Raw genomic sequence first — 22,315 nt, 5'->3', positions numbered from 1 at the left:
AAGCGTGTGTTTAGCCTTCTTCGTTGACCAGCACCTTTTTGCCGCGCAGCTTGAGCAGGAGCGGGATCGAGATCCAGAGTGCGGAGACGATCAGGAAGGCGAGCGAGAGCGGTTTGTCCAGGAAGACCATGAAGTCGCCGTTCGAGCCGGTCAGCGCGCGGCGCATGTTGTTTTCGATCATCGGCCCGAGGACGAGACCGAGCACCAGCGGCGCGAGCGGAAAGTCGTTTTTGGCGAGGTAGTAGCCGGCCACGCCGCAGGTCATCAGCAGCAGCAGGTCGAACGTGTTCGCCTGCACCGCATAGACGCCGAACACGGAGATGGCGACGATGATCGGCAGCAGATATTTCGGCGGGGTCTGGATGATCTTCGCGAACACTTTGACCAACGGCATGTTGAGCGCAAGCAGCATCAGGTTGCCGATGAACATCGACGCGATCAGCCCCCAGGCGACCTGCGGGTGCTCGTCGAAGAGCAAGGGGCCCGGCTGGACGTTGTACATGATCAGGGCGCCCATCAGGATCGCCGTCGTGCCGGAGCCGGGGATGCCCAAGGTGAGCAGCGGGATCATCGCACCGCCCGAAGCGGCGTTGTTGGCCGACTCCGGCGCGGCGACGCCGGCGATGGCGCCTTTGCCGAACTGGTCGGGATTCTTGCTGATTTTCTTCTCGGTGATGTACGAGAAGAAGGAAGCGAGCGTCGCACCGGCACCGGGCAGAATCCCGATGAAGAAGCCGAGCAGGGAGCCGCGGGCGATCGGGGCGGCGCTGTCTTTCAGGTCTTGCTTGGTCGGCAGCACGCGGTGGATCTTGGCGATCTTGCCGTCATTCTTTTCCCGTTCGAGGATCGACTTGAACACTTCGCCGAGCGCGAAGAGCCCGACGGCGACGGTGAGGAATTCGAGGCCTTGGTACAACTCCGGCAAGTCATACGTGAAGCGCGCCACGCCGGAGACGGTGTCGAGGCCGACCGTGCCGAGCATCAGACCGAAGATCGTCATCATGAACGCTTTGGTCATCGAATTGCCGGCGAGACCGCTGACGGCGCAGAGGCCGAGGATCATCAGGGAGAAGTATTCGGCCGGGCCGAACTTCAAGGCGACCTCAGACAGCGGCTGGGCGAGAAATACCAGCGCGACGAGCGCGACGATCCCGGCAATAAAGGAGCCGATCGCCGCGATCGAAAGCGCGGCTCCGGCGCGGCCCTGCTTGGCCATCTGATAGCCGTCGAGGGCGGTGACGACCGAGGAGGACTCACCCGGCGTGTTCAGCAGGATCGAAGTGGTCGAGCCGCCGTACATCGCGCCGTAGTAGACGCCGGCGAGCAGGATGATCGACGAGGTCGCCGCCGCTTCCGGCCCCAGTCCGGAAGTGAGCGATGCGGTGACCGGGATCAGCAGCGCGACGCCGCTCATCGGGCCGATGCCAGGCAGAACGCCGACCGCGGTGCCGATCAGCACTCCGACAAAGGCGAAGAGCAGGTTGTGCCACTCAAACGCGGTGGCGAAACCATTCATGAGATATTGCAGCGCATCCATGTCACAACCTCCTTTACAGGCCCAGCCACACCGGCCAGCCGGGCAGTGTGCCTTCCAGAATTTCTACGAATAAATAGTACACGCCGTACGAGAAGAAGGCGGCGATGAGGATCGAGGGCAGCCATTTGCCCTTCTCCATCGTCTGAAAACCAAGGAGCAGGAAGAGGAAGGTGCTGATGATGAACCCGATGTCTTCCAGAAAGAACGCATAGAGGACAGCGGCTGCCAAGATGATGCCAAAGCGCTTGTAGTCGAGGCGGGCAGTCGGCTCGCCATCCTGCTCTTGCTTGGGATATTTGAACGTTTCATAAAAGAGGCGCAGGCTGAGCAGCGCAAACACCAGACCCAGTCCAAACGGGAAGATGTCCGGCCCAATGTTGCTGCCGTACGCGCTGTCGGAGATGCTCCGGCTCTCCACCATGAACGCCGCCCCGATGATCAGAAAGACGAGGCTGGCATAGCGGTCGAACGTTTTGCTCACAGAAATCACTTCCTATCGATCGAGATCAAGAAGGGGGAGTCCGGCTCCCCCTGTTGGTGTTGGTTGCTTATTTTTGCATGCCGAGCGCGGTGAGCAGCTCTTGGACGGTCTTTTCTTGCTCGCCGAGGAACTTGGTGAAGTCGGCGCTGTTTTTGTATTCGGATGCCCAGCCGTTGACTTCGAGCTCTTTTTGCCATTCCGGGGATTCGGAGAGCGCTTTGAGCTTCGTTTCCCAGTAGGACTTGGCCGCGTCGGACATCTGCTCCGGGCCAAACACGCCGCGCCAGATGGTGAACTCGGCATCGATGCCTTGCTCTTTCAAAGTCGGGATGTCTTTCAGCTCGCCGCCGAGACGCTCGGTGGAGGTGACGGCGAGGACTTTGACTTTGCCCGCTTTCATGTATTCGCTGACGTTGGACGCATCGGTCGCAATCGCATCGGCATTGCCGCCGAGCAGCGCTGCGATCGCTTCGCCGCCGCCGTCGTAGGAGATGTACTTGACGCTCTTCGGGTCGACGCCCGCCTTGTAGGCCGGCAGCACGGCGACCAGATGGTCCATCGAGCCCGGCGCGGAACCGCCCGCCAGCGTCACGCTTTTCGGATCGGCTTTGATCGCTGCGAGCAGGCTTTGCAGGTCGGTGTACTTGGAGTCCGCTCCGACCACGATCGCGCCGTAGTCGCGGGTCAGCTGTGCCAGCGGCGTGGTGTTTTTGTAGCCGAACTGGGAGTTGCCTTCCTTCTTCAAGTTGTTGATCAGGATCGGCGGGGAGCTGACGAACAGGCGGTAGTCGTTTTTCACGTCTTTCGTCGCGTACTGCGCCATGAACACGGTGCCGCCGCCGCCCGGCTTGTTTTCCACCGTCATCGTTTTCTCGACCAGCTTGCTTTCGCCGAGGATCTTGGTGATCGAACGCGCCGTCTTGTCCCAGCCGCCGCCCGCGCCGCTCGGTGCGACGATGACGATCGGCTTCTCCGGATAGTTTGACGCCGTGCCGTTCGTCCCCGAACTGCCGCCGCAGGCGGTCAGCGTCAGTGCCATCACGCCGGTCAATACTGCAAGTGCCCATTTCTTTTTCATCTGTAAGAGCCCCCTTTTATGGTGGTGAAGATTGAGAATGATAGCGTTTTCAAGATTGCAAGCTCATCATAGCATGGTAAATTCCGAATTTTATGTTAAGACAGATAAGTTGCAAAAAGCTCATTTTGCGCATTTTGTTCATTGTGTTCACGCAAAAAAGAGAGCCGACATGGCTCTCTTTTCTTATTTCTGCATCAAAATCTGATCCCACAGCGCACCGTCGGCGTAGAGGTCTTGGCGGACTTGGTCCCAGCCGCCGAGGTAGGTGATGTCGAACAGGCCCTCCGGCGTCTGGTAGCGGTCGGCGTATTTCTTGGCGATCGCCGGATCGACGGAGCGGAAGCCTTTTTCGGCAAAGATCTGCTGGGCTTCGGCCGACCAGAGGTAGTCGACAAACGCATCGGCCACTTGGCGGACGCCGTGCTTGTCGGCGTTTTTGTCGACGACGGCAGCCGGGTTGTCGACGCGGATCGTGTGCCGGGGCACGACGATGGTGTACTTTGCACCCTCGCTGACCCGGGCCAGCAGTTCGTTTTCGTAGGTGATGACCGCATCGCCGATCCCGCTTTCGAAGGTGGTCATTGAGGCGCGGCCGCTTTTGTCCATCGTCTTCACGTTTTTGTGGATGCGGGCGAGCAGGTCTTTGGCCACGGCCGGATCTTGCTTGCCTTGCTCCTCCGACCGCTTGAGACCGGCGCCGTAGATGGCGTTGATGTCCCACTGTGCGCCGCCCGACGTTTTCGGATTGGGGTAGAGGACGGCGAGGCCGGGCTTCGCGATGTCCGCCCAGTCTTGGATCTGCTTGGGGTTGCCTTCGCGGGTGCCGATCGCCACGACAGACGTCGTGATCATGCCGCCGTGCTGTTTGCTGCGCCAGTCGTGCGTGATCAGGCCGGCTTTGGCGATCGTGTCGATGTCCGCTTCCAGAGAGAGGGCGGTGACGTCCGCTTCAAATCCTCCTGCGATCGCCCGCGCCTGGGCGCCCGACGCTTCATACGACTCTTGGAAGGTGACCGTCTGGCCCGTTTTCGCTTGCCACTCTTTTTGGAACTGGGGGATGATCTCGCCGAACGCTTCTTTCGGCACGGAGTAGGCGCCGAGGATCAAGGTGACATTTTTGCTGTCGGCGGCTGGGGTGCCGGACTCCGTTGAGCCGCATGCGGTCACGGCGAGCAGGCTAAGCGAAAGTGCGGACAGGGTGAGTGTGCGCTGCAGCGCTTTTTTCATAGATGAAGGCCTCCTTTGTGTCGGGGTGGAACAGATGGGCGCGGTGAATCAGGACTTCTACGTCGTCGCCGGGGCGCAGCGCCGCTTTTTCCAGCGCGCGGATGGCGGTCAACCGCTGCGTGCCGACGAGGATCTCGACCTGCCAGGCGTTGCCGCGAAAGTGCACCGCCTGTACGGTGCCGGTCAAAGCGTCGGTCGCCTGCAACTGGCCTTGGCGGTCCGCTTCGACCGATTCGGGGCGGACGAGGATCTCCGCTTTCGGTGCCCATGGGGGCAGCGCGCCGAAGCCGAGCAGCACGCCGAGGTCGTGGATGCGGTGCGTCTCGCCGATAAACCCGGCGACAAACGGGGTGCGCGGCGCTTTGAAGATCTCCCACGGGGTGCCTTTTTGTTCCAGCTGGCCGTGGTTCATGACGAGGATCTCATCGGCGACGGCGACAGCTTCTTCCTGATCGTGCGTGACGAAGATCGACGTCACGCCGACGCGGGTGATCATCGCGCGCAGCCAGTTGCGCAGCTCTTTGCGCACTTGGGCGTCGATCGCCGCAAACGGCTCGTCGAGCAGCAGCAGGCGCGGAGACGGCGCGAGGGCGCGGGCAAAAGCGACGCGCTGGCGCTGCCCGCCGGAGAGCTGATGCGGATAGCGCTGCTCCAGCCCGGCCAGGCCGATCAGCTCGATCAGTTCGGCGGTGCGGGCGCTGATCTCCGCCTTGCTGCGCTTTTGCACGCGCAGGCCGAACGCGATGTTCTCCGCGACGGTCATGTGTTTGAACAGGGCGTAGTTTTGAAACACGAACCCGATGCCCCGCTCTTGGGGCGGAAGTCCGTTCACGAGCCGCCCGTCGAAGCGGATCTCGCCGCAGTCGGGCGACTCCAGCCCGGCCAGCATGCGCAGCAGGGTGGTCTTGCCGCCGCCGCTCGGGCCGAGCAGTCCGACCAGCTGCCCTTCGGTGATGCTGAAGTTGAGGTCAGAGACGGCGCTGACCGGGCCCCAAGACTTGCTGAGTTGCTGCACGTCGATCTGCACGTCAGATCACTTCCTTTCGCGATTTGGTCCATTCGAGGGTGAGCAGGGTGAGGATCGAGACGAGCGCCAGCACCAGCGCCACCGAGTTGGCGGCGAGAAAATCGAAGTTCTCGACCTCCTGATAGACGAACGTCGTCGCCGTCTGCGTTTTGCCGACGATGTTGCCGGAGACGACCAGCACCGCGCCAAACTCGCCGAGCGAGCGGGCGACGGTCAGCACCACGCCGTACAGGACGCCATAGCGGATCGACGGCCATGTCACCCGCCAAAAGGTCTGCCACGGGGTGGCGCCGAGCGTGAACGCCGCCTCTTCCTGCTGTGTCCCGATCTCCTGCAGCACCGGCATCACTTCCCGCACCATCAGGGGGAAGGTGACAAACAGGGTGGCGATCACCATGCCCGGCAAGGCGAAGACCAGCTTGACGCCGATGCCGTCAAAAAACGTGCCGAGGATGGTGTTCGGCCCGAACAGGAGCAGGATCATCAGGCCGCCGATGACAGGCGACACGGCAAAAGGCAGGTCGACCAGCGCGTTCAGGAACTGCTTCACCCGGTGCGGCAAGCGTCCGTCCCGCACTAGATACAAGGCGAGCAGCACGCCGAACAGCGTGTTCAGCGCGGTGACGATGACGACGATCAGCCCAGAGACGAACAAGGCGTGCTGCGCGTCCGGCCGCTGCAGCGTCTGCCAGAAGCCGTCCAGACCGCCTGCGCCCGCCTCCGTAAAAATCTGCACGAGCGGCAGGATCAGCACGAGCAGGAAGACCGCATAGGTCAGCGCGATCAAGCTTTTTTTCATACGGCATCCCTCCGCTTCTGGGTGAGCGCGATGCTCCACAGGATTACCAAGGACAAGGTGAGCAGCAGCACCGACACGGCGGCCGCCGCCTCCGGGTTGCCGCTTTCGATCTGTCCGAACACGTAGACAGAAGCGAGCAGCGTTTTGCCGGGGATGTTGCCGGCGACCAGCACGACCGCGCCGAATTCAGCCAGCGCGCGGGAAAAAGCGAGCATCGCGCCGGCGAGCAGACCGGGGCGGATCGCCGGGAAGACGATCCCGAAAAAAGTCCGCGCCCGCCCCGCGCCCAAGGTGTGGGCTGCTTCTTCCTCCGCCGGATCGAGCTCTTCCAGCAACGGCTGCAAGGTGCGGATCACAAACGGGAAGGTGACGAAGATCATCGCGATCACGATCGCCGGGGCTTGAAAGACGATCTCCAGCCCGAAGCGGGCGGCCAGCTGTCCGGCGAAGCTCTGCGGACCGAGCAGGAGCAGGATGATCAGCCCGCCGACGGCGGTCGGCAAGGCGAAGGGCAGGTCGACCAGCGAGTTGAGCAGACGCCGCCCCGGAAAGCGATAGCGCACCAGCACCCAGGCGATGACGGTGCCGAGCACGGCGTTGAACAGCGTCGCCAGCAGCGCCAGTTTCAGCGTCAGCAGCACCGCTTCCCACGCCATCGGGTTGGCGATGCTGCTCCAAAAAGCGGCGATGCCGTTGGACAGCCCTTTTTGATACACGCTGACGATCGGCAGCACGACGAGCAGGAAGAAATAGAGCAAGACGGTTGCGAACAGCCCTTGTCGCAGCAAACGTTGTACCATCGGCAGGCACACCTCCTTTGAATAACAGAATCTAATTGATAGCATAAGAGATCGTTATGCTTGTGTTTGAAAAAGGCCCTCGCCGAGACGAGGGAATAATTCCGAATTAACACATCGGAATGTGGGTGTATTGTGATGGGGTTATGTTACTATGGGGGGATTTTGTTTGTCAATCCATTTTTTGCACCCTTTTTGCAAAGCGGCAGGGCAGGCAATTGCTGGATTTGGCGGAAGGGGCGATAATGGGGGTAATGAGAACCTGATGAGGAGGAACGAAGATGCCGGACTGGTCATACCACCCGCTGTTTAAGCCGCTGCTGTTTCGGATGCCTGCAGCCAAAGCGCGCTCGCTGACGTTGCGGGCGATCGGGACGCTGAACAGCTTGCCGGGCGGGTATTTGCTGATCGAGCTGATGGGTCATATGAAGCCGGAGCCGGAGCTGCGGCGGACGGTCTGGGGGCGGGAGTTCAGCGCTCCGGTCGGGCTGTCCGGGCGGATCGATCCGGAGCTCGCGGCGACGGGAGCGCTGGGGAAGTTTGGGTTCGGCTTCTTGGAAGTGGGGCCGGGCTTTCGCAGCGAGGTGTCGCTCGACACGGCGGGGGAAGCGGTGGTCTATGGGGCGCCGTTGCCGGAGCTCGACGAGGCGGATTTTGTGCAGCGGCTGGAGCGGCACCGGAGCGTCGGCGTTCCGCTGGCGGTGCGGGCAGGGCGCGGGCAAGATGCCGCGTGGATGCAGCGGATGGAGAAGTATGCCGCTCTGTTTCTGTTCGAAGGCACGGAAGAGGAGTATCGCGCAGCAAAAGCGTCGGTGCGCGTGCCGGTCGTAGTGGTCGTGCAGGGAGACCTGCCTGCGTGGCCGGAGCTGGACGGGGTGTATCTGGAAGAGCCTTGCGGGCGCGTCGGGCGCGAAGGGACGACGCGGGCGCTGGAACTGCTCCGAGCGTGGAAAGCGGCCAGGCCAGACGTGCCGGTGCTCGCGGGCGGGGGCGTGTATGAGCCGCAGGATGCGCTCGATCTGTATGCGGCAGGGGCCGATCTGGTCATGCTGGACAGCGGATTTGTGTTCAGCGGACCAGGGCTGCCGAAGCGGATCAACGAGGCGGTGCTGGATGAGCGCCTGCAAGCAGCGCGTACGGGTGCGAGGGTCGAAAGTGCTGAAGGTGCTGAAGGTGCTGAAGGTGACGTTTCTGTAGTCACGAAAGGCGGCACAGGGTGGCTGAGCTGGTTTTTGATGGGCTGCGGGGTGTTTTTTGCCGGGATGATCGCGATGCTGGTCGGGCTGACCGATGTGATTTTGGCGCATGATGAGCAGTTCCTGGGGCTGACGCGGGAGGAGATCGCGGGGTGGAGCGAGGAGCTGTTTCATTTCATGTCGCACGACCGGATCACGCTGGCCGGGATCATGCTGTCGGCCGGGTTTCTGTTCGCGCAGCTCGCGTGGCACAAGATCAGGCGCGGGGAACGCTGGGCGGTCGTGCTGTTCGCGGCGGCGGCCGGGTACGGTTTCCTGAATTTTTTGTACTCCTATGTCGTCGGCTACATTGACTCGCTGCACGTGATCTACAACCTGCTGATCCTGCCTTTTTTCCTTTGGGGGCTGGTGCGGACGCGGGAGCTGTCCACGCCGCACGGGTCGCTCAACCGCCGCAACACGAAGGCGTGGAAAAAAGGACTCGTCGGACAGCTGATGTTCGTCGTTCTCGGCGCTGCGCTGTTGACGGCAGGCGTTGTGATCTCGGCGATCGGCATGACCGGCGTGTTCGTGCCGGAAGACCTCGCCTACATGGGTCTGACCCCGGAGCAGATCCACGAGTACAACCACCGGCTGATCCCGCTGATCGCCCACGACCGGGCCGGTTTTGGCGGCTCCTTGATCACCGAAGGGCTCCTGCTGCTCCTGATTTCGCTCTGGGGCTATCGGCAAGGGGAGAGCTGGCTCTGGTGGAGCTACCTGATCGGCGGGTTCTTCGGGCTGGCGGCGGGGATCGGCGTGCATGTGAAGATCCTCTACACCGACTTCTGGCACCTGCTGCCCGCTTACATCGCGCTGGCCTTGTATCTGGTCGGTTTGATCTGCTCGCATGAATATCTGCGCAAAACAAAACCACCTGTATGATCAGGTGGTTTTGCTTTTTTATTTGCCGTCGAACAGGCCGCCTTTTTTGTGCTGTTTGGTCACTTTAAAGTTGCCTTCGACCAGGTTCTTTTCCGGGCGCAGTTTGCCTTTTTGGTTGCTGTTCGCCGCTTTTTTCTTGTTCACAAGTTCGCGCATCTTTTGCAATTGGTCACTCATCTGCTATCCGTACCTCCGTTTCTGTCCATACAGTGTTCGGGTTGTGCTTTAGTTTTTCCTGCTTTTTAGTTGCGCAAAGATAACGGAAAATTGTAAAATCAAGGTAGTTCGGAAGGAGGCGTTTGCCAGTGAGAACGAAAAGACGGAATACATCTGCTTTTACTTTTTTAGCATGGGCCTCTTTTGTCTTGGCTTTCTTGGCGATGTTTATCGGAATTTATACGTTAGATGCTACACTGCCGGTGAAAGGCTATTATGCTGTGACGGCGCTGTTTCTGGTGATGTCTTCGTTCGTTCTGCAAAAGACGATTCGCGACAATCAAGAGGACGACGAGCGCAACCCGCCGCCGCCAAGCGAACCGCAAGCATAAGGCAAGACAGACGTGAACCTGCTCCCGGCTGACCGGGGCAGGTTTTTCTAATAGTGGGCCAATGATTTTGCACGGGGACAGAGAGAAGTGAGAGCTTTTCTCGATGAAATGGTATAATGGGTCTGCGCTTTTGAAAACACTACTTGGAAAATGGGCAGAGAGGGATCAAGATGAGGCTGAATAAATACATAAGCGGCACCGGGCTTTGTTCCCGGCGGGAAGCGGATAAATTGATCGAAGAGCGCCGCGTCACGATCAACGGCCGTGTGGCCGAGACGGGCATGACGGTGGAGGACGGCGATGTCGTCCGCGTCGACGGTGAGCAGGTTGGCAGCGGCGGCGGAGAGCGGCGGAAGCGCCGCAAGCCGGTCTACATCATGCTGAACAAACCGGTCGGCGTCACGTCGACGACCGAGATGAAAGTGAAAGACAACATCATCGATTTCGTCAACCACCACGACCGGATTTTTCCGATTGGGCGTTTGGACAAGGATTCGGAAGGGCTGATTCTGCTCACCAATGACGGGGATATCGTCAACAAGATCCTGCGCGCGGAAAACAACCATGAGAAAGAGTACGTGGTGACGGTGAACAAGCCGTGGACGAAAGACTTTTTGAAAAAGATGGCGAGCGGCGTGGAGATTTTGGACACGGTGACCAAGCCGGCCAAAGTCTATCCGGTCAGCGAAAACACGTTCCGCATCATTTTGACGCAAGGGTTGAACCGCCAGATTCGCCGGATGTGCGAAGCTTTGGGCTACCGGGTGCGGACGCTGAAGCGGATTCGGGTCATGAACATTCGCCTCGAAGGGCTGAAGCTGGGACACTGGCGCAATCTGACGCACAAGGAACTGGCCGGCCTGATGGAACTGCTGGAAGAGGAATAAGAAGGGGAGTCGGACGGCTTCCCTTGTTTGGCTTGATCATGTACCGGGGAGTGGAGACGAATGAATGTAAAGACAGCAATCGGGCGGTTGCGGTTGGTCGGCTTGGTGGAAGGGACTTCATTTTTGGTGCTGCTCTTGATCGCGATGCCGATGAAGTATTGGATGGACAATCCGGAGCCGGTCGCGGTGGTCGGGGCGATTCACGGGGTGCTGTTCGTGCTGTTCATTTTGGCGGTGCTGCAGGCGGCGTACGTGAAGAAGTGGTCGTGGCAGTTTAGCTTGTGGGCGTTGATCGCATCTTCGATCCCGTTGGGGACGTTTGTGCTGGATGCGCAGTTGAAGAAGCGATATCAGGAGTAAGCAGCAGGGAAAGAGTGTAGAAAAAGGAGTGGTGTTATGGCGGATTTTGAATCGTTGGGAATCAGGCCGGAATTGGTGCGGGCGCTGACGGCGCACGCGATCTTTGAAGCGACGCCGGTGCAGGAGCGGGCGATCCCGGTCGTCCTGACCGGCAGCGACGTGGTGGCACAGGCGCAGACAGGCACGGGGAAGACGCTTTCGTTTGTTTTGCCGATCTTGGAGAAGATCGACCCGTCGCGCAATGAAGTGCAGGCGCTGATCGTGACGCCGACGCGGGAGTTGGCGCTGCAGATCACGGCAGAAGTGAAGAAGATGATCTTGTTTTTGGAAGGCGTCAACGTATTGGCCGTCTATGGCGGGCAGGATGTCGAGGCGCAACTGAAGCGGCTGAAGCGGGCGATGCATGTGGTCGTGGCGACGCCGGGGCGGCTGCTCGATCATGTGTCGCGCGGGTCGATCGACCTCGGCGGCGTGCAGACGTTGGTGCTCGATGAAGCGGATCAGATGCTGCATATGGGCTTTTTGCCGGAAGTGAACATGATCATGGACGAGCTGCCTTTGGATCGGCAGACGCTGCTCTTTTCGGCGACGATGCCGGAAAATGTGCGCAAGCTGGCCGACCGCTATCTGCGGGTGCCGGAAGACATTCAAGTGGAGAGCAAGCGGGTTACGCTCGACGAGATTCAGCAGATCGTGATCGAAACGACCGATCGCGGCAAGAAGGACACGGTGATGAAGCTGATCGAGAAGCATCAGCCGTATCTGGCGATCCTGTTCTGCCGGACGAAACGCCGGGCGAGCTCGCTGAACGAGGCGCTGCAGGCGGCTGGATATGCGTCAGACGAGCTGCACGGCGACCTGTCGCAAGCGAAGCGGGAGCGGGTGATGAAAGCGTTCCGCGACGCGAAGCTGCAACTGCTGGTGGCGACCGATGTGGCGGCGAGAGGATTGGATGTGGAAGGGGTCACGCATGTGTTCAACTACGACATCCCGCAGGATGTCGAGAGCTACATCCACCGCATCGGCCGCACGGGCCGCGCCGGGGAGAAAGGCGTGGCCTTCACCATCGTGGCGCCGAACGACCGTCAGGAGCTGACGATGATCGAGCGCGGCATCGGCATGAAGATGGAGCGCCAGATGGGCGAAGGCATCCGCCGCCCGCACGGCGAGGCCTGGCCAGGCAAAGGCGGCGATGATTTTGTCCCCCGTGAGAAGCGTCAAGGCGGGCGTGACGGCGGCGGCAACCGGGGCGGTGGTCGACCGGACAACCGCGGAGGAGGCAGACCCGACACGCGCGGCGGAGCTGGGAATCGAGGCGGAGAGCGCTTTGACAACCGCTCTGGCGGAAGATCTGACACGCGCGGTGGAGTAGAGAGTCGAGGCGGAGACCGTTTTGACAACCGCTCTGGTGGCAGACCCGACACGCGTGGAGGAGCAGGGAATCAAGGTGGAAACCGCTTTGACAACCGCTCTGGTGGCAGACCTGACACGCGTGGAGGAGCAGGGAATCAAGGTGGAAACCGCTTTGACAACCGCTCTGGTGGCAGACCCGACACGCGCGGAGGAGCAGGGAATCAAGGTGGAAACCGCTTTGACAACCGCTCTGGTGGCAGACCCGACACGCGTGGCGGAGCAGGGAACCGAGGCGGCGACCGTTTCGAAAGCCGTTCCGGCGGCAGACCTGAATCGCGCGGCGGGGGAAGACCGGACACCCGTGGCGGTGGCGGCAACCGCAGTGGCGGCGGACGGTCTGACAATCGCGGCGGCGGCGGAAAAGGCCGGCGCGGGCGGTAGTATGGAAGAGATGGGAGCTTAGGTTATGAAGAGTGGACAAAATCGCAAAGACATCCACCCCGGCCTCGAGGTGGACATCATCTTGAAACAAGACCAACGCACCGGCAAAACCACGCGCGGGATCGTCAAAGACATCCTCACCAGCGCCCCCACCCACACCCGCGGCATCAAAGTCCGTCTTCAAGACGGCCAAGTCGGCCGCGTGAAAACGATCCTCGGATCATAAAAAGGGAAGCCCTCAGGGCTTCCCTTTCGTTTTTCCTCGCTATTTCTGCAATTGCTTCGCCCAGTCTTCCACGTTCCAGACGCTGGTGACCCAGTCTTTGTAGAATTCCGGTTCGTGGCAGACCAGCAACACGGTGCCTTTGTAGTTTTTCAAGGTCAGGGCGAGCTCTTCTTTCGCCGCGACGTCCAAGTGGTTGGTCGGCTCGTCGAAGAGGATCCAGTTGGAGGCGGTGAGCATCAGTTTGCACAGGCGCACTTTGGCGTGCTCGCCGCCGGAGAGGGCGGAGAGTTTCGAGGTGATATGCTCGTTGCCGAGGCCGCAGCGGGCCAAGTTGGCGCGCACATCCTGATTCTGCATGTGCGGGAAGGAGTTCCAGACATCGTCCAGCGCCGTGACGTTCGGGCGATCGGACACTTCCTGCTCGAAATAGACCGGCTCCAGGTAGTCGCCGCGCTCGATCTTGCCGCCGAGCGGCTTGATCAGGCCGAGGATCGTTTTCATCAGGGTCGATTTGCCCATCCCGTTCATGCCGGTGATCGCCACTTTTTCGCCGCGCTCCAGCTTGAAGTTCAGCGGCGGGAGCAGCGGATGGTTGTAGCCGATCTGCAGGTCGGTCGCTTCAAAGACCAGCTTCGACGACAGGCGCGTCTCCTGAAAACGGAAGCTCGGACGGGGATAGGTGACCGGCTTCTCCAGACGCTCCATCTTGTCGAGCTGCTTTTGGCGCGACTTGGCGCGGGTCGAGGTCGAGGCGCGGGCTTTGTTTTTCGCGATAAACATCTCCATGCGCTTGATCTCTTCTTGCTGCCGCTCGAACGCATCTTCCTGCTGCGAGCGCTTGGCGAGGTAGACTTCGACGAACTTCTCATAGTCGCCCGTGTAGCGGGTCAACTTGCCGCCTTCGAGGTGGTAGATGATGTTGACGACCGCATTCATGAACTCCACGTCGTGGGAGATCAGCATGAACGCATACGGGTAGTCCTGCAGGTACTGCGTCAGCCATTCGATGTGCTCCACGTCCAGATAGTTGGTCGGCTCGTCGAGCAGCAGCACGTTTGGTTTTTCCAGCAACAGCTTCGCCAGCAATACTTTCGTGCGCTGGCCGCCGGAGAGGTCCTGCACTTCGCGCTCCAGACCGATGGCGGTCAGGCCGAGGCCTTTGGCGATCTCTTCGACTTTCGCGTCGATCATGTAGAAGCCGCTGTTTTCCAGGCGGTCTTGGATCTCGCCCATGTCTTCGAGCAGTTTTTCCAGATCGGCTTCCGGGTCGGCCATCTGCTCCGCGATGACGCCGATCTCCGCTTCCATGTCGAACAGCGGCTTGAACGCGTCGCTCAGGATCTCGCGGATCGTCTTGCCCGGTGTTAAGGCGGCGTGCTGGTCGAGGTAGCCGATCGTGGCGCGGTTCGACCATTCCAGCTTGCCTTGGTCTGCTTGCAATTTGCCGGTCAAAATGCTCATCAGGGTCGTCTTGCCGGTGCCGTTCGCGCCGACCAGACCGACGTGCTCGCCATTCAGCAAACGGAAGGTCACGCCGGAAAACAGATGGCGGGCACCAAAGCCGTGACCGATATTTTCAACGTTTAGGATACTCATTGTAGGTTTTCTCCTCCGGGATCATCATAAAAGAATACATCTAGTTCAACATCATACCATCTCTTCAGCATTTTTGTTGAGAATTTAGTTGAGAATCGATACACTTTTTGGTATCAAACGCAAGAACCCCTTCTGCCAACTGGCAAAAGGGGTTGCGGTTAGCCTGCGTAATAGCGGCAGGCGGAGATGACAGAAAAGCCGAGGCTTTCGTAGAGCTGCAAGGCGCGCTCGTTGTCGGTGAGCACGTCGAGGCAGATCCGGGTGCGCTGCTCTTGCAGCAGCAGCTCGACGGTGTCGGCGAGGATCTGGCGGCCGTAACCGCGCCCGCGCAGTGCGGGCAGGACGGAAAAGCCATGGATGTCGGCGATCCCCTCAGTGGAGCGGAGGACGCGGATCATCGCGACCGGCGTCCCTTCGAGCTCGGCGATGTAGGTGGTGCGCTCCGGGCCGGACGTGCTGAGCAGCAGGTCGCGCATCCAGTCCTCGGGATCGCCGAACGCTTGCGCTGCGCAGGTGACCATGAATTCAAGATCCGCTTCGGCAGCCGGACGCAGGCATAGCGCCTCGTCGCGTGTGGACGGCGGCAGGAATTCCTGGAGCTGCATCGTGTATTCGGCATGGCGGAACGCACCGCCGAGATGTTCGAGGAAGGCAAGCCCCGAGCGGGACTGCGGGTTGACCAGATAGAGCCGGGACTCGATGCCGTGCTTACGCATTTCCGCGTCGGCGGCAGCAAGGAGCTTTTTGAAAATGCCCCGCCTGCGGTGGTCGGGATGCACCATGCCATTGATCTCCGCCTCCTTGCCGTCCATCGTGAACCAGCAGAGGAAGCCGAGCAGCTGCCCGTTTTCGTAATAGAGGAAATCGTACGGCTGGTCTCCCGATCGGCTCAGCAAGTATTCGGTGCCGATGCGCAGGTTCATCCCCTCCGCTGTGTTGCACAGCTCTTCCAAGGCGGCAACGGCCGCTGCCTCTTCCGGGGAAAAAGCGGTGATCGCTGCGAGGCGGGAGTCCCGGCCGTAAAACTGTTCGCAAGACGTGATCGCGAAACCGGCGCGTTTGTACAGGCCCAAGGCGTGTTCATTGTCGGTGACGACACTGAGCTGAATCTGGCGCATACCTTCGGCCAGCAGCCGTTCGATCGCCTGTGCGAGCATGTGCCGCCCGATCCCCCGGCCTTGCCGGTCGGGCAGGACGGCAAGATCGTGGAGCAGCGCCTGCCCGCCCGTGCCGTAGGTGATGCGGACCAGTCCGCATGGCTCCCCGTCCTGCAGGACGATCAGGTTGGTGCGGTTCGGGCGGTCGGTGCTGGTGAGATAAGCGCGCGTCCACTCCTCCGTATCGCCAAAAGCCTGCATGATGCAGGTAACCATGAAGTCAACATCAGCCTCGGTCGCCGGACGCAATGCGACGGTGGAGTTCAGTTCGGGCGCAGAGGAAGCCGCATATTGCATCGCATACTCCGCGTTGCGATACACCGCTCCTTGACGCTCGGCGAAGCTGCGCCCGGAGCGGGAGTCGGCCGGGACGATGAAGAGCAGGCTATGGATGCCTTGCGCCGCGAACACGTTTTCCGCGGCTTGCAACAGCTGGGAAAACACCCCTTGGCGGCGGTGATCCGGGTGCACCATGCCGTTGATCACGGCGACGATGCCGTCATTGGAAGACCAGCTGAGATACCCGATCAGTTGCTCGTCCTGAAAACAGAGGAAATCCTGCGGCAGATCCCCTTTGCGTGCTGCCAGATACTCCACGCCGACGCGAACGCCGCAGAGCTCTTCCAGCGCTGCCACTGCGGCCGTTTGTTCGGCCGTGCAGCGGGTCAGCGCATCAATGTTCCACTTGGTCATGAATCATACCCCTTTATGGTTGATTCCCCCGAAGAAATGAAAAAGCCGCGGGACGTTACCCGCGGCGGAATGGACAGACCGTTGTCGAGGGGGCAACAAATGAAGAACATACGATTGTCGTTTTCATTTGACCTCACCTCCTGGTTCGTTAGAATGTTCTTACAACATCATGATAGAGGGATTGGGGAAGTTTTGTCAACGGAAGAATGGAGGGACGCAGATTGCCTGTCTTACCGATCGATGCAGTACTGCCCGCACTAACAGAGACCCTCCGCACGCGGGAAAATGCCGTCCTCGTCGCCGCTCCGGGGGCGGGGAAGACGACGCGGGTTCCACTGGCTCTGTTAGACGAGCCGTGGCTGCAAGGGAAGAAGATCATCATGCTCGAACCGCGCCGTCTGGCCGCACGTGCGGCGGCGGCGTATATGGCCCGCCAGCTCGGCGAGCAGACCGGGGAGACGGTGGGCTACCGGGTGCGGATGGATACGAAAGTCGGGCCGAAGACGCGGATCGAAGTGATCACCGAAGGCGTGCTGACACGGATGCTGCAGAGCGATCCGGCGCTGGAAGAGGCGGGGATCGTGATCTTTGACGAGTTTCACGAGCGTAACTTGCATGGCGACCTCGGGCTGGCTTTGTGCCTGCAGTCACAGCAGCTCTTGCGCGAAGACCTGCGCGTGCTGGTGATGTCGGCGACGCTGGAGGCAGAACCGGTCGCCGCGCTGCTCGGCGGTGCGCCGGTGCTGCAAAGCGTTGGCCGCGCCTACCCGGTGGAGACGCGCTTCTTGGAGCGCCGCGCGGAAGGCCGCATCGAGCCGCTTGTCGTGCGGACGATCCAGACGGCTCTGGCACAGGAAGCGGGCGACCTGCTCGTCTTCCTGCCGGGAGCGGGCGAGATTCGGCGCGTCGAGTCGCTGCTGCACGAGCAGGGGCTGCGGCGCGAGGCGAAGATCATGCCGCTGCACGGCACGTTGGCCCGGGAAGCGCAGGACGCGGCGATCGCGCCGAGCCGCCCCGGTGAGCGCAAAATCGTGCTGGCCACTTCGATCGCCGAGACGAGCTTGACGGTGGAAGGCGTGCGCGTCGTCATCGACAGCGGGCTGATGCGCGTGCCGCGCTTTTCGCCGCGCACCGGCATGACGCGGCTGGAGACGGTCACCGTGTCCCGCGCGTCGGCGGAACAGCGGCGCGGCCGGGCTGGCCGGGTGGCGCCGGGCGTGTGCTACCGCCTGTGGACGGAGCACGAGGACAAAGGGCTGCCCGCGCGCAGCACGCCGGAGATCTTGGAGGCCGACTTGGCTCCGCTCGCGCTGGAACTGGCCGTCTGGGGCGTGACCGACCCGGCGGAACTGGCGTGGATGGATGCGCCGCCCGCACCTGCGTTTGCCCAGGCGCGCGAACTGCTCGCCCAGTTGGGCGCACTGCGCGATGCGGGGACGCTGACGGAGCACGGGAAGCGAATGGCGGAGTTCGGGCTGCACCCGCGCCTCGCCCATATGGTGCTGCGCGCGGTGCCGCTTCAGCTCGGCGGTCTGGCCTGCGAGCTGGCGGCGGTGCTGAACGAGCGGGACTTTCTCAAGGAGCGGAACGCCGACCTGCGCCTGCGCATCGAAGCGCTGCAGCGCGGGCAGGCCGACCGCCGGATGACCGCCGAAGCGAACCAGTGGAAGCGGGCTTTGAACCTCCCCGCCGGGGAAAAAGGGAATCTGGCGTCGTGCGGACTCTTGCTCGCCTTTGCCTACCCGGACCGGATCGCGCAGCGGCGCGGGAACGGGCGCTTTTTGCTGCGCAACGGGCGAGGGGCTGCTTTGGCGGAGGAACAGCCCCTGTCGTTCGTCCCGTATCTGGTCGCGGCCGAACTGGACGACCAAGGGGCAGAGAGCCGGATTTTTCTCGCCGCCGAAGTGGAGGAGGCGGAGCTTCGCGAGCATTGTCAGGAGCAGATCGTCACCGAGCAGCTCATCGAATGGGACGCCTCCGCGCACAGGGTGCGGGCGCGCAAACGGGAGAGGCTCGGCGCGCTGCTGCTGAAAGAAGCCCCGCTGCCGAACCCCGACGCGGAACGGGTGCTGGTCGCGCTTTTGAGCGGCATCCGGCAGGAAGGGTTGGACATCCTGCCGTGGACGAAAGCGGCGAAACAGTTTCGGGAGCGCCTCAGCTTCCTGCACCGCCATGATCCGTCCTGGCCGGATGTGTCGCGCGCCGGACTGATCGACACGCTTACCGACTGGCTCGCCCCGCACCTCTACGGGCTGAAAAACCGGGACGACCTGCAGCGGCTGCAGTTGATCAGCATCTTGGAGACGATGCTCTCGTGGGAGCAGCGCCGCGAACTGGACGAGCAGGCGCCGACGCACCTGACCGTGCCGAGCGGCTCGCGCATCCCGATCGACTACAGCGACCCGGACGCGCCGGTGCTGGCCGTGCGCCTGCAGGAGATGTTTGGCTTGCAGGCAACGCCGCGCATCGCGGGAGGGCGGGTGCCGCTGACTTTGCATCTGCTGTCTCCGGCGCACCGCCCGGTGCAGGTGACGCGCGACTTGGCGAGCTTTTGGCAAAACACCTACTTCGAGGTGAAAAAAGACCTCAAAGGCCGCTATCCCAAACACCACTGGCCGGACGACGCGTACAGCGCCGTCCCGACCAACCGGGCGAAACCGCGCGGGTCGTAACACATGAAAAAACGGAGCTGCTCCCAGAGCGGCTCCGCTATTCTTATTCACTCATGTTTCACTTATCGAAAGGAAGCCAAAAGCGCTTCCATCTCCGTTGTCGAGGTGATGCGTGCATTGCATGCGGCACTGTCCAGGCACAGATGATTGCCTTGCGTTTTGTACCCGTCCACGATCTTCGTTTTCACCCGCGACGTGACCAATGCCACGTCATCGCCTTTGCCGACCGAATGGCACCACGAGCAGATCATCGTGCGGTTCTTCTGAGCCGCGACAAATTTGAACTCCGTGCCGGCCCACTTGTCACCGTTGCGGGAGACCAGATACAGGCTGTTGGTCGCGATGTCGCGCCAGCCGAGGTAGGTCAGCTTGGTGCGGTCGAGGTTCTCCAGATCGGGCAGCACGAGCTTCTTCACCTTCGGGAACAGCTTGCGGATCTCCGCAGCTGTAATCTCCGGGAACGGGATGATGTACGGCTCCAGACGGCTCATGTACGCTTTCAGCTCATCGCGGTCACGGACGTTCTTGGCATCTTGCAGCAGGGCACGCTGAGCCGGTGTCGCGCCGGGAAAGAGCGAAAGCACGGTGTCTTCCACGTTCTCGCGGGACGCAGCCAGCACGCGGTAATCGCCTGCAAAATAGAAGGCGCCGATCAGCTGCAACAGCTGGTGGCGGATGAAATTGATCTGGTGCGGGTGCATGAACGGCACCATCGTTTGTTCCTGTGTCATAGGGAAGTACCTCCTGTTTCTTCTCGTTTATTGGCAGTTCACGACGAGAGTAGAAACAGCAGAATGAATTGGGTATACGATTCTCCTGTTTCTACTGAAACAGACCAGTGCGTATTGCCATAAGATTAGGCCCCCGTTTCATGAGGTGGAATTGGAAAAAGTATAGACCATTTCATACAGATTGGCAAACGGTACTTTCCCCACTTATACTGCTGATAATGGCAAGCTGAAAAGGGAGAGTGAGGCGTCATGGAAGCAGGATTCCCGAGATTGGAAACGGAGCGGCTGGTGCTGCGGCAGGTGCGCAAGGAAGATGCGGAAGATCTGTTTGCGTATCTGTCCGATTTTGAGGTGATGAAACACTACGGCACAGACCCGTTTGAGCGGTTGGAGCAGGTCTATCAGACGATCATCCGGTACGATGACAGCTTTCAGAACAAGACCACCTTGCGTCTTGGGATCGAGTGGAAAGAGAGCGGCCGGCTGATCGGCACCTGCGGCTATTATGGCTGGGAACCAAAGGAGTTCAAGGCGGAGATGGTGGCGGTGCTGCGCAAAGAGTACTGGGGGCAAGGCATCATGACCGAAGCGTTTCACAAGCTGATCCAATACGGCTTTCAGGAGCTGGGCCTGCACCGCCTTCAGGGCACGGTCGAGTCGCATAACGCGGCCAGCCGCCGTCTGTTCGAGAAGATCGGCTTTCAACAGGAAGGCGTGCTGCGGCACGGCGCGTTCGTGTCAGGCGAATTCTGCGATCTGGTGATCTATGGACTGCTCCGCAATGAATACGAACAAAAGTGAGTAGGTGTTGACGATTGTTCGTGTTTTTGAGTATGATAAGAGCTGTTGAACAGCTCGTATAGGCTGAGGATATGGCTCAGCGTTTCTACCGGCTCCCGGGAAGAGCCGACTACGATGACTGTCCCTTGCAAGGAAAAGCGCAGGGACAGTCAGACGTGGCCGGTGTTTCCACGGGAGCCTTTGTATTTTTCCGAATTGACAAGCAGAAAGGGGATACCCGAACAATGTTGTATGATGTGGTCATTGTCGGAGCAGGTCCTGGCGGTATTTTTGCAGCGTATGAACTGACGCACCTCGATCCGAACAAGAAGGTGCTATTGATCGATAAAGGTCATGATATTTTCCGGCGCAGCTGTCCGATCTTAGAAGAAAAGCTGACCAAGTGCCCGCCGGCGCACCAGAAGAAAGAATATGCCGGCTGCCTGCCCGCCTGCTCGATCACCGCCGGCTGGGGCGGGGCGGGAGCATACAGCGACGGGAAGTTTAACCTGACCACCGAGTTTGGCGGCTGGATGCAGGATTATCTGGCGCCGTCGGAGGTGTTGCAGCTGATCGAATACGCCGATGCGATCAACCTCGCGCACGGCGGGACGCTGCAGATCACCGACCCGACGACGCGCGACGTGGCGAAGATCGAGCGGCAGGCAGCGGCTGCGGGCTTGAAGCTGTTGAAAGCGCGGGTGCGCCATCTGGGCACCGAGGAGAACTTGAAGATCCTCGCGAACATCTACCGCACGCTGGAAGGGCGGATCGAGACGCGGTTTAAGACGCTCGTGGAAGACATTCTCGTGGAAAAGACGGCCGACGGGCTCCAAGCGACGGGCGTCGTCCTGAAAACGGGGGAAAAGATTCAGGCGAAAAAAGTGATCATCGCCCCCGGGCGCGACGGTTCGCAGTGGCTGGGCGAGATCTTGAAGCGCCAGGGTCTTGTGATGACGAACAACCAAGTCGACATCGGCGTGCGCGTGGAGACGTCCGACGTGATCATGGCGGAGATCAACGAGCATCTGTATGAAGCGAAATTTGTGTTCAACACCAGCGTCGGGACGACGGTGCGCACGTTCTGCTCCAACCCTTCGGGGCACGTCGTGGTCGAGAACCACTCCGGCGTGATGACGGCGAACGGACACTCGTACAAAGACCCGAAGCTGGGCAGCCAAAACACCAACTTCGCCCTGCTCGTCTCACACACGTTTACCGATCCGTTTGACAAGCCGATCGAGTATGCGAAAGAGATCTCGCGCCGCGCCAACGACCTGTCGAACGGCTCGGTGATCATCCAGAAGTACGGCGACATCCTGAAAGGGCGCCGTTCGACCGAAAAGCGGATCAAGGAAGGCTTCCTCGAACCGACCTTGAAAGAAGCGGTGCCGGGCGATCTCGGGCTGGTGCTGCCGTACAACACGATGAAATCCTTGATCGAGATGATGGAAGCGCTCGACAAAGTCACGCCGGGCATCGCTTCGGAGCACACGCTGTTCTACGGCGTCGAGGCGAAATTCTACTCCTCGCGCCCGCGGCTGACCGACAAGTTCGAGACGGAGATATCCGGCCTGTTCACCGTCGGCGACGGCGCCGGCATCACCCGCGGCCTGGCACAGGCCTCGGCAGCCGGGGTGCATGTGGCGCGGCATTTGCATGACGTGATGTAGGGAAAAGCTTGGGGAGGGGAAAAGACTTCGTGGTTTGGTGGTATTATCCCCTCATGGTAGACAAGAGAAAAAGGACATCGATAAGATGGACTTATCCTTGTTGACTGGAGGGGATTTTTTATGGCTAAAAAA

General features: G+C 60.7%; 20 protein-coding genes and 1 riboswitch. Of the genes, 9 read left to right on the top strand and 11 right to left on the bottom strand.

What is annotated here, in order from left to right:
- Nucleotides 1-10 precede the first annotated feature (10 nt).
- The 7 genes from EV586_RS20005 to cysT form a co-directional block, all read right to left on the bottom strand.
- The gene (locus tag EV586_RS20005) at nt 11-1,537 is read right to left on the bottom strand and encodes a tripartite tricarboxylate transporter permease (RefSeq protein WP_132946843.1); all 1,527 of its coding nucleotides are present in this window, start codon (nt 1,535-1,537) and stop codon (nt 11-13) included.
- 13 nt (nt 1,538-1,550) lie between these two features.
- Nucleotides 1,551-2,018 (bottom strand): tripartite tricarboxylate transporter TctB family protein, encoded by a 468-nt coding sequence (locus EV586_RS20000; RefSeq protein ID WP_132946842.1) that lies wholly within the window; start codon nt 2,016-2,018, stop codon nt 1,551-1,553.
- 67 nt (nt 2,019-2,085) lie between these two features.
- A complete protein-coding gene (locus tag EV586_RS19995; protein ID WP_132946841.1) occupies nt 2,086-3,096 on the bottom strand; it encodes a Bug family tripartite tricarboxylate transporter substrate binding protein in 1,011 nt (336 codons plus the stop codon).
- 183 nt (nt 3,097-3,279) lie between these two features.
- Nucleotides 3,280-4,323, bottom strand: a complete 1,044-nt coding sequence (locus tag EV586_RS19990) for a sulfate ABC transporter substrate-binding protein (protein ID WP_132946840.1) — start codon at nt 4,321-4,323, stop codon at nt 3,280-3,282.
- Nucleotides 4,274-5,350 (bottom strand): sulfate/molybdate ABC transporter ATP-binding protein, encoded by a 1,077-nt coding sequence (locus EV586_RS19985; RefSeq protein ID WP_132946839.1) that lies wholly within the window; start codon nt 5,348-5,350, stop codon nt 4,274-4,276. Before EV586_RS19985 ends, EV586_RS19990 begins: the two co-directional genes overlap by 50 nt.
- Before the next feature lies 1 nt (nt 5,351).
- Nucleotides 5,352-6,149 carry a sulfate ABC transporter permease gene (locus tag EV586_RS19980; protein ID WP_132946838.1) on the bottom strand — a complete coding sequence of 266 codons (798 nt, stop codon included), beginning with the start codon at nt 6,147-6,149 and terminating at the stop codon, nt 5,352-5,354.
- On the bottom strand, nt 6,146-6,949 hold the full coding sequence (cysT, locus tag EV586_RS19975; RefSeq protein ID WP_132946837.1) for a sulfate ABC transporter permease subunit CysT: 804 nt from the start codon (nt 6,947-6,949) through the stop codon (nt 6,146-6,148). The genes EV586_RS19980 and cysT overlap by 4 nt, the downstream gene beginning before the upstream one ends.
- Nucleotides 6,950-7,227: 278 nt before the next feature.
- Between cysT and EV586_RS19970 the strand changes: the two genes are divergently transcribed.
- A complete protein-coding gene (locus tag EV586_RS19970) occupies nt 7,228-9,066 on the top strand; it encodes a dihydroorotate dehydrogenase (protein ID WP_132946836.1) in 1,839 nt (612 codons plus the stop codon).
- Between the two features lie 18 nt (nt 9,067-9,084).
- Here the strand turns inward: EV586_RS19970 and EV586_RS21275 are convergent, their stop codons facing one another.
- Nucleotides 9,085-9,243 (bottom strand): hypothetical protein, encoded by a 159-nt coding sequence (locus EV586_RS21275; RefSeq protein WP_165898722.1) that lies wholly within the window; start codon nt 9,241-9,243, stop codon nt 9,085-9,087.
- Between the two features lie 128 nt (nt 9,244-9,371).
- Here EV586_RS21275 and EV586_RS19965 point away from each other — a divergent pair, with 128 nt between their 5' ends.
- The 5 genes from EV586_RS19965 (at nt 9,372) to EV586_RS19945 (ending at nt 12,881) form a co-directional block, all read left to right on the top strand.
- Nucleotides 9,372-9,614, top strand: coding sequence for a YiaA/YiaB family inner membrane protein (locus EV586_RS19965; RefSeq protein ID WP_132946835.1), 243 nt, complete (start codon nt 9,372-9,374; stop codon nt 9,612-9,614).
- Nucleotides 9,615-9,784: 170 nt separating this feature from the next.
- Nucleotides 9,785-10,501, top strand: coding sequence for a 23S rRNA pseudouridine(2604) synthase RluF (rluF, locus tag EV586_RS19960; protein WP_132946834.1), 717 nt, complete (start codon nt 9,785-9,787; stop codon nt 10,499-10,501).
- A 60-nt stretch (nt 10,502-10,561) separates the two neighbouring features.
- The gene (locus EV586_RS19955; RefSeq protein WP_132946833.1) at nt 10,562-10,861 is read left to right on the top strand and encodes a DUF3817 domain-containing protein; all 300 of its coding nucleotides are present in this window, start codon (nt 10,562-10,564) and stop codon (nt 10,859-10,861) included.
- Between the two features lie 36 nt (nt 10,862-10,897).
- A complete protein-coding gene (locus tag EV586_RS19950) occupies nt 10,898-12,655 on the top strand; it encodes a DEAD/DEAH box helicase (protein WP_132946832.1) in 1,758 nt (585 codons plus the stop codon).
- 25 nt (nt 12,656-12,680) lie between these two features.
- Nucleotides 12,681-12,881 (top strand): YwbE family protein, encoded by a 201-nt coding sequence (locus EV586_RS19945; protein ID WP_132946831.1) that lies wholly within the window; start codon nt 12,681-12,683, stop codon nt 12,879-12,881.
- Between the two features lie 39 nt (nt 12,882-12,920).
- On the opposite strand, the gene EV586_RS19940 is transcribed toward EV586_RS19945, so the two are convergent.
- Entirely contained in the window at nt 12,921-14,477 is a 1,557-nt protein-coding gene (locus EV586_RS19940) for an ABC-F family ATP-binding cassette domain-containing protein (protein WP_132946830.1), read from the bottom strand.
- A gap of 158 nt (nt 14,478-14,635) precedes the next feature.
- Nucleotides 14,636-16,327 carry a GNAT family N-acetyltransferase gene (locus EV586_RS19935; RefSeq protein WP_132946829.1) on the bottom strand — a complete coding sequence of 564 codons (1,692 nt, stop codon included), beginning with the start codon at nt 16,325-16,327 and terminating at the stop codon, nt 14,636-14,638.
- 221 nt (nt 16,328-16,548) lie between these two features.
- Here EV586_RS19935 and hrpB point away from each other — a divergent pair, with 221 nt between their 5' ends.
- Nucleotides 16,549-18,999, top strand: coding sequence for an ATP-dependent helicase HrpB (hrpB, locus tag EV586_RS19930; protein WP_132946828.1), 2,451 nt, complete (start codon nt 16,549-16,551; stop codon nt 18,997-18,999).
- 62 nt (nt 19,000-19,061) lie between these two features.
- Here the strand turns inward: hrpB and EV586_RS19925 are convergent, their stop codons facing one another.
- Complete coding sequence (locus EV586_RS19925; RefSeq protein ID WP_132946827.1) at nt 19,062-19,730, bottom strand: FusB/FusC family EF-G-binding protein; 669 nt, start codon at nt 19,728-19,730, stop codon at nt 19,062-19,064.
- A 249-nt stretch (nt 19,731-19,979) separates the two neighbouring features.
- Between EV586_RS19925 and EV586_RS19920 the strand changes: the two genes are divergently transcribed.
- Both EV586_RS19920 and EV586_RS19915 read left to right on the top strand, forming a co-directional pair.
- Nucleotides 19,980-20,531 carry a GNAT family N-acetyltransferase gene (locus EV586_RS19920; RefSeq protein ID WP_132946826.1) on the top strand — a complete coding sequence of 184 codons (552 nt, stop codon included), beginning with the start codon at nt 19,980-19,982 and terminating at the stop codon, nt 20,529-20,531.
- A 34-nt stretch (nt 20,532-20,565) separates the two neighbouring features.
- Nucleotides 20,566-20,663: riboswitch (purine riboswitch) on the top strand.
- 92 nt (nt 20,664-20,755) lie between these two features.
- Complete coding sequence (locus EV586_RS19915; protein WP_132946825.1) at nt 20,756-22,183, top strand: NAD(P)/FAD-dependent oxidoreductase; 1,428 nt, start codon at nt 20,756-20,758, stop codon at nt 22,181-22,183.
- Nucleotides 22,184-22,315 lie beyond the last annotated feature (132 nt).

Source organism: Tumebacillus sp. BK434 (assembly GCF_004340785.1).
Taxonomy (GTDB): domain Bacteria; phylum Bacillota; class Bacilli; order Tumebacillales; family Tumebacillaceae; genus Tumebacillus_A.
This window is presented reverse-complemented; position numbering and strand designations above follow the sequence as displayed.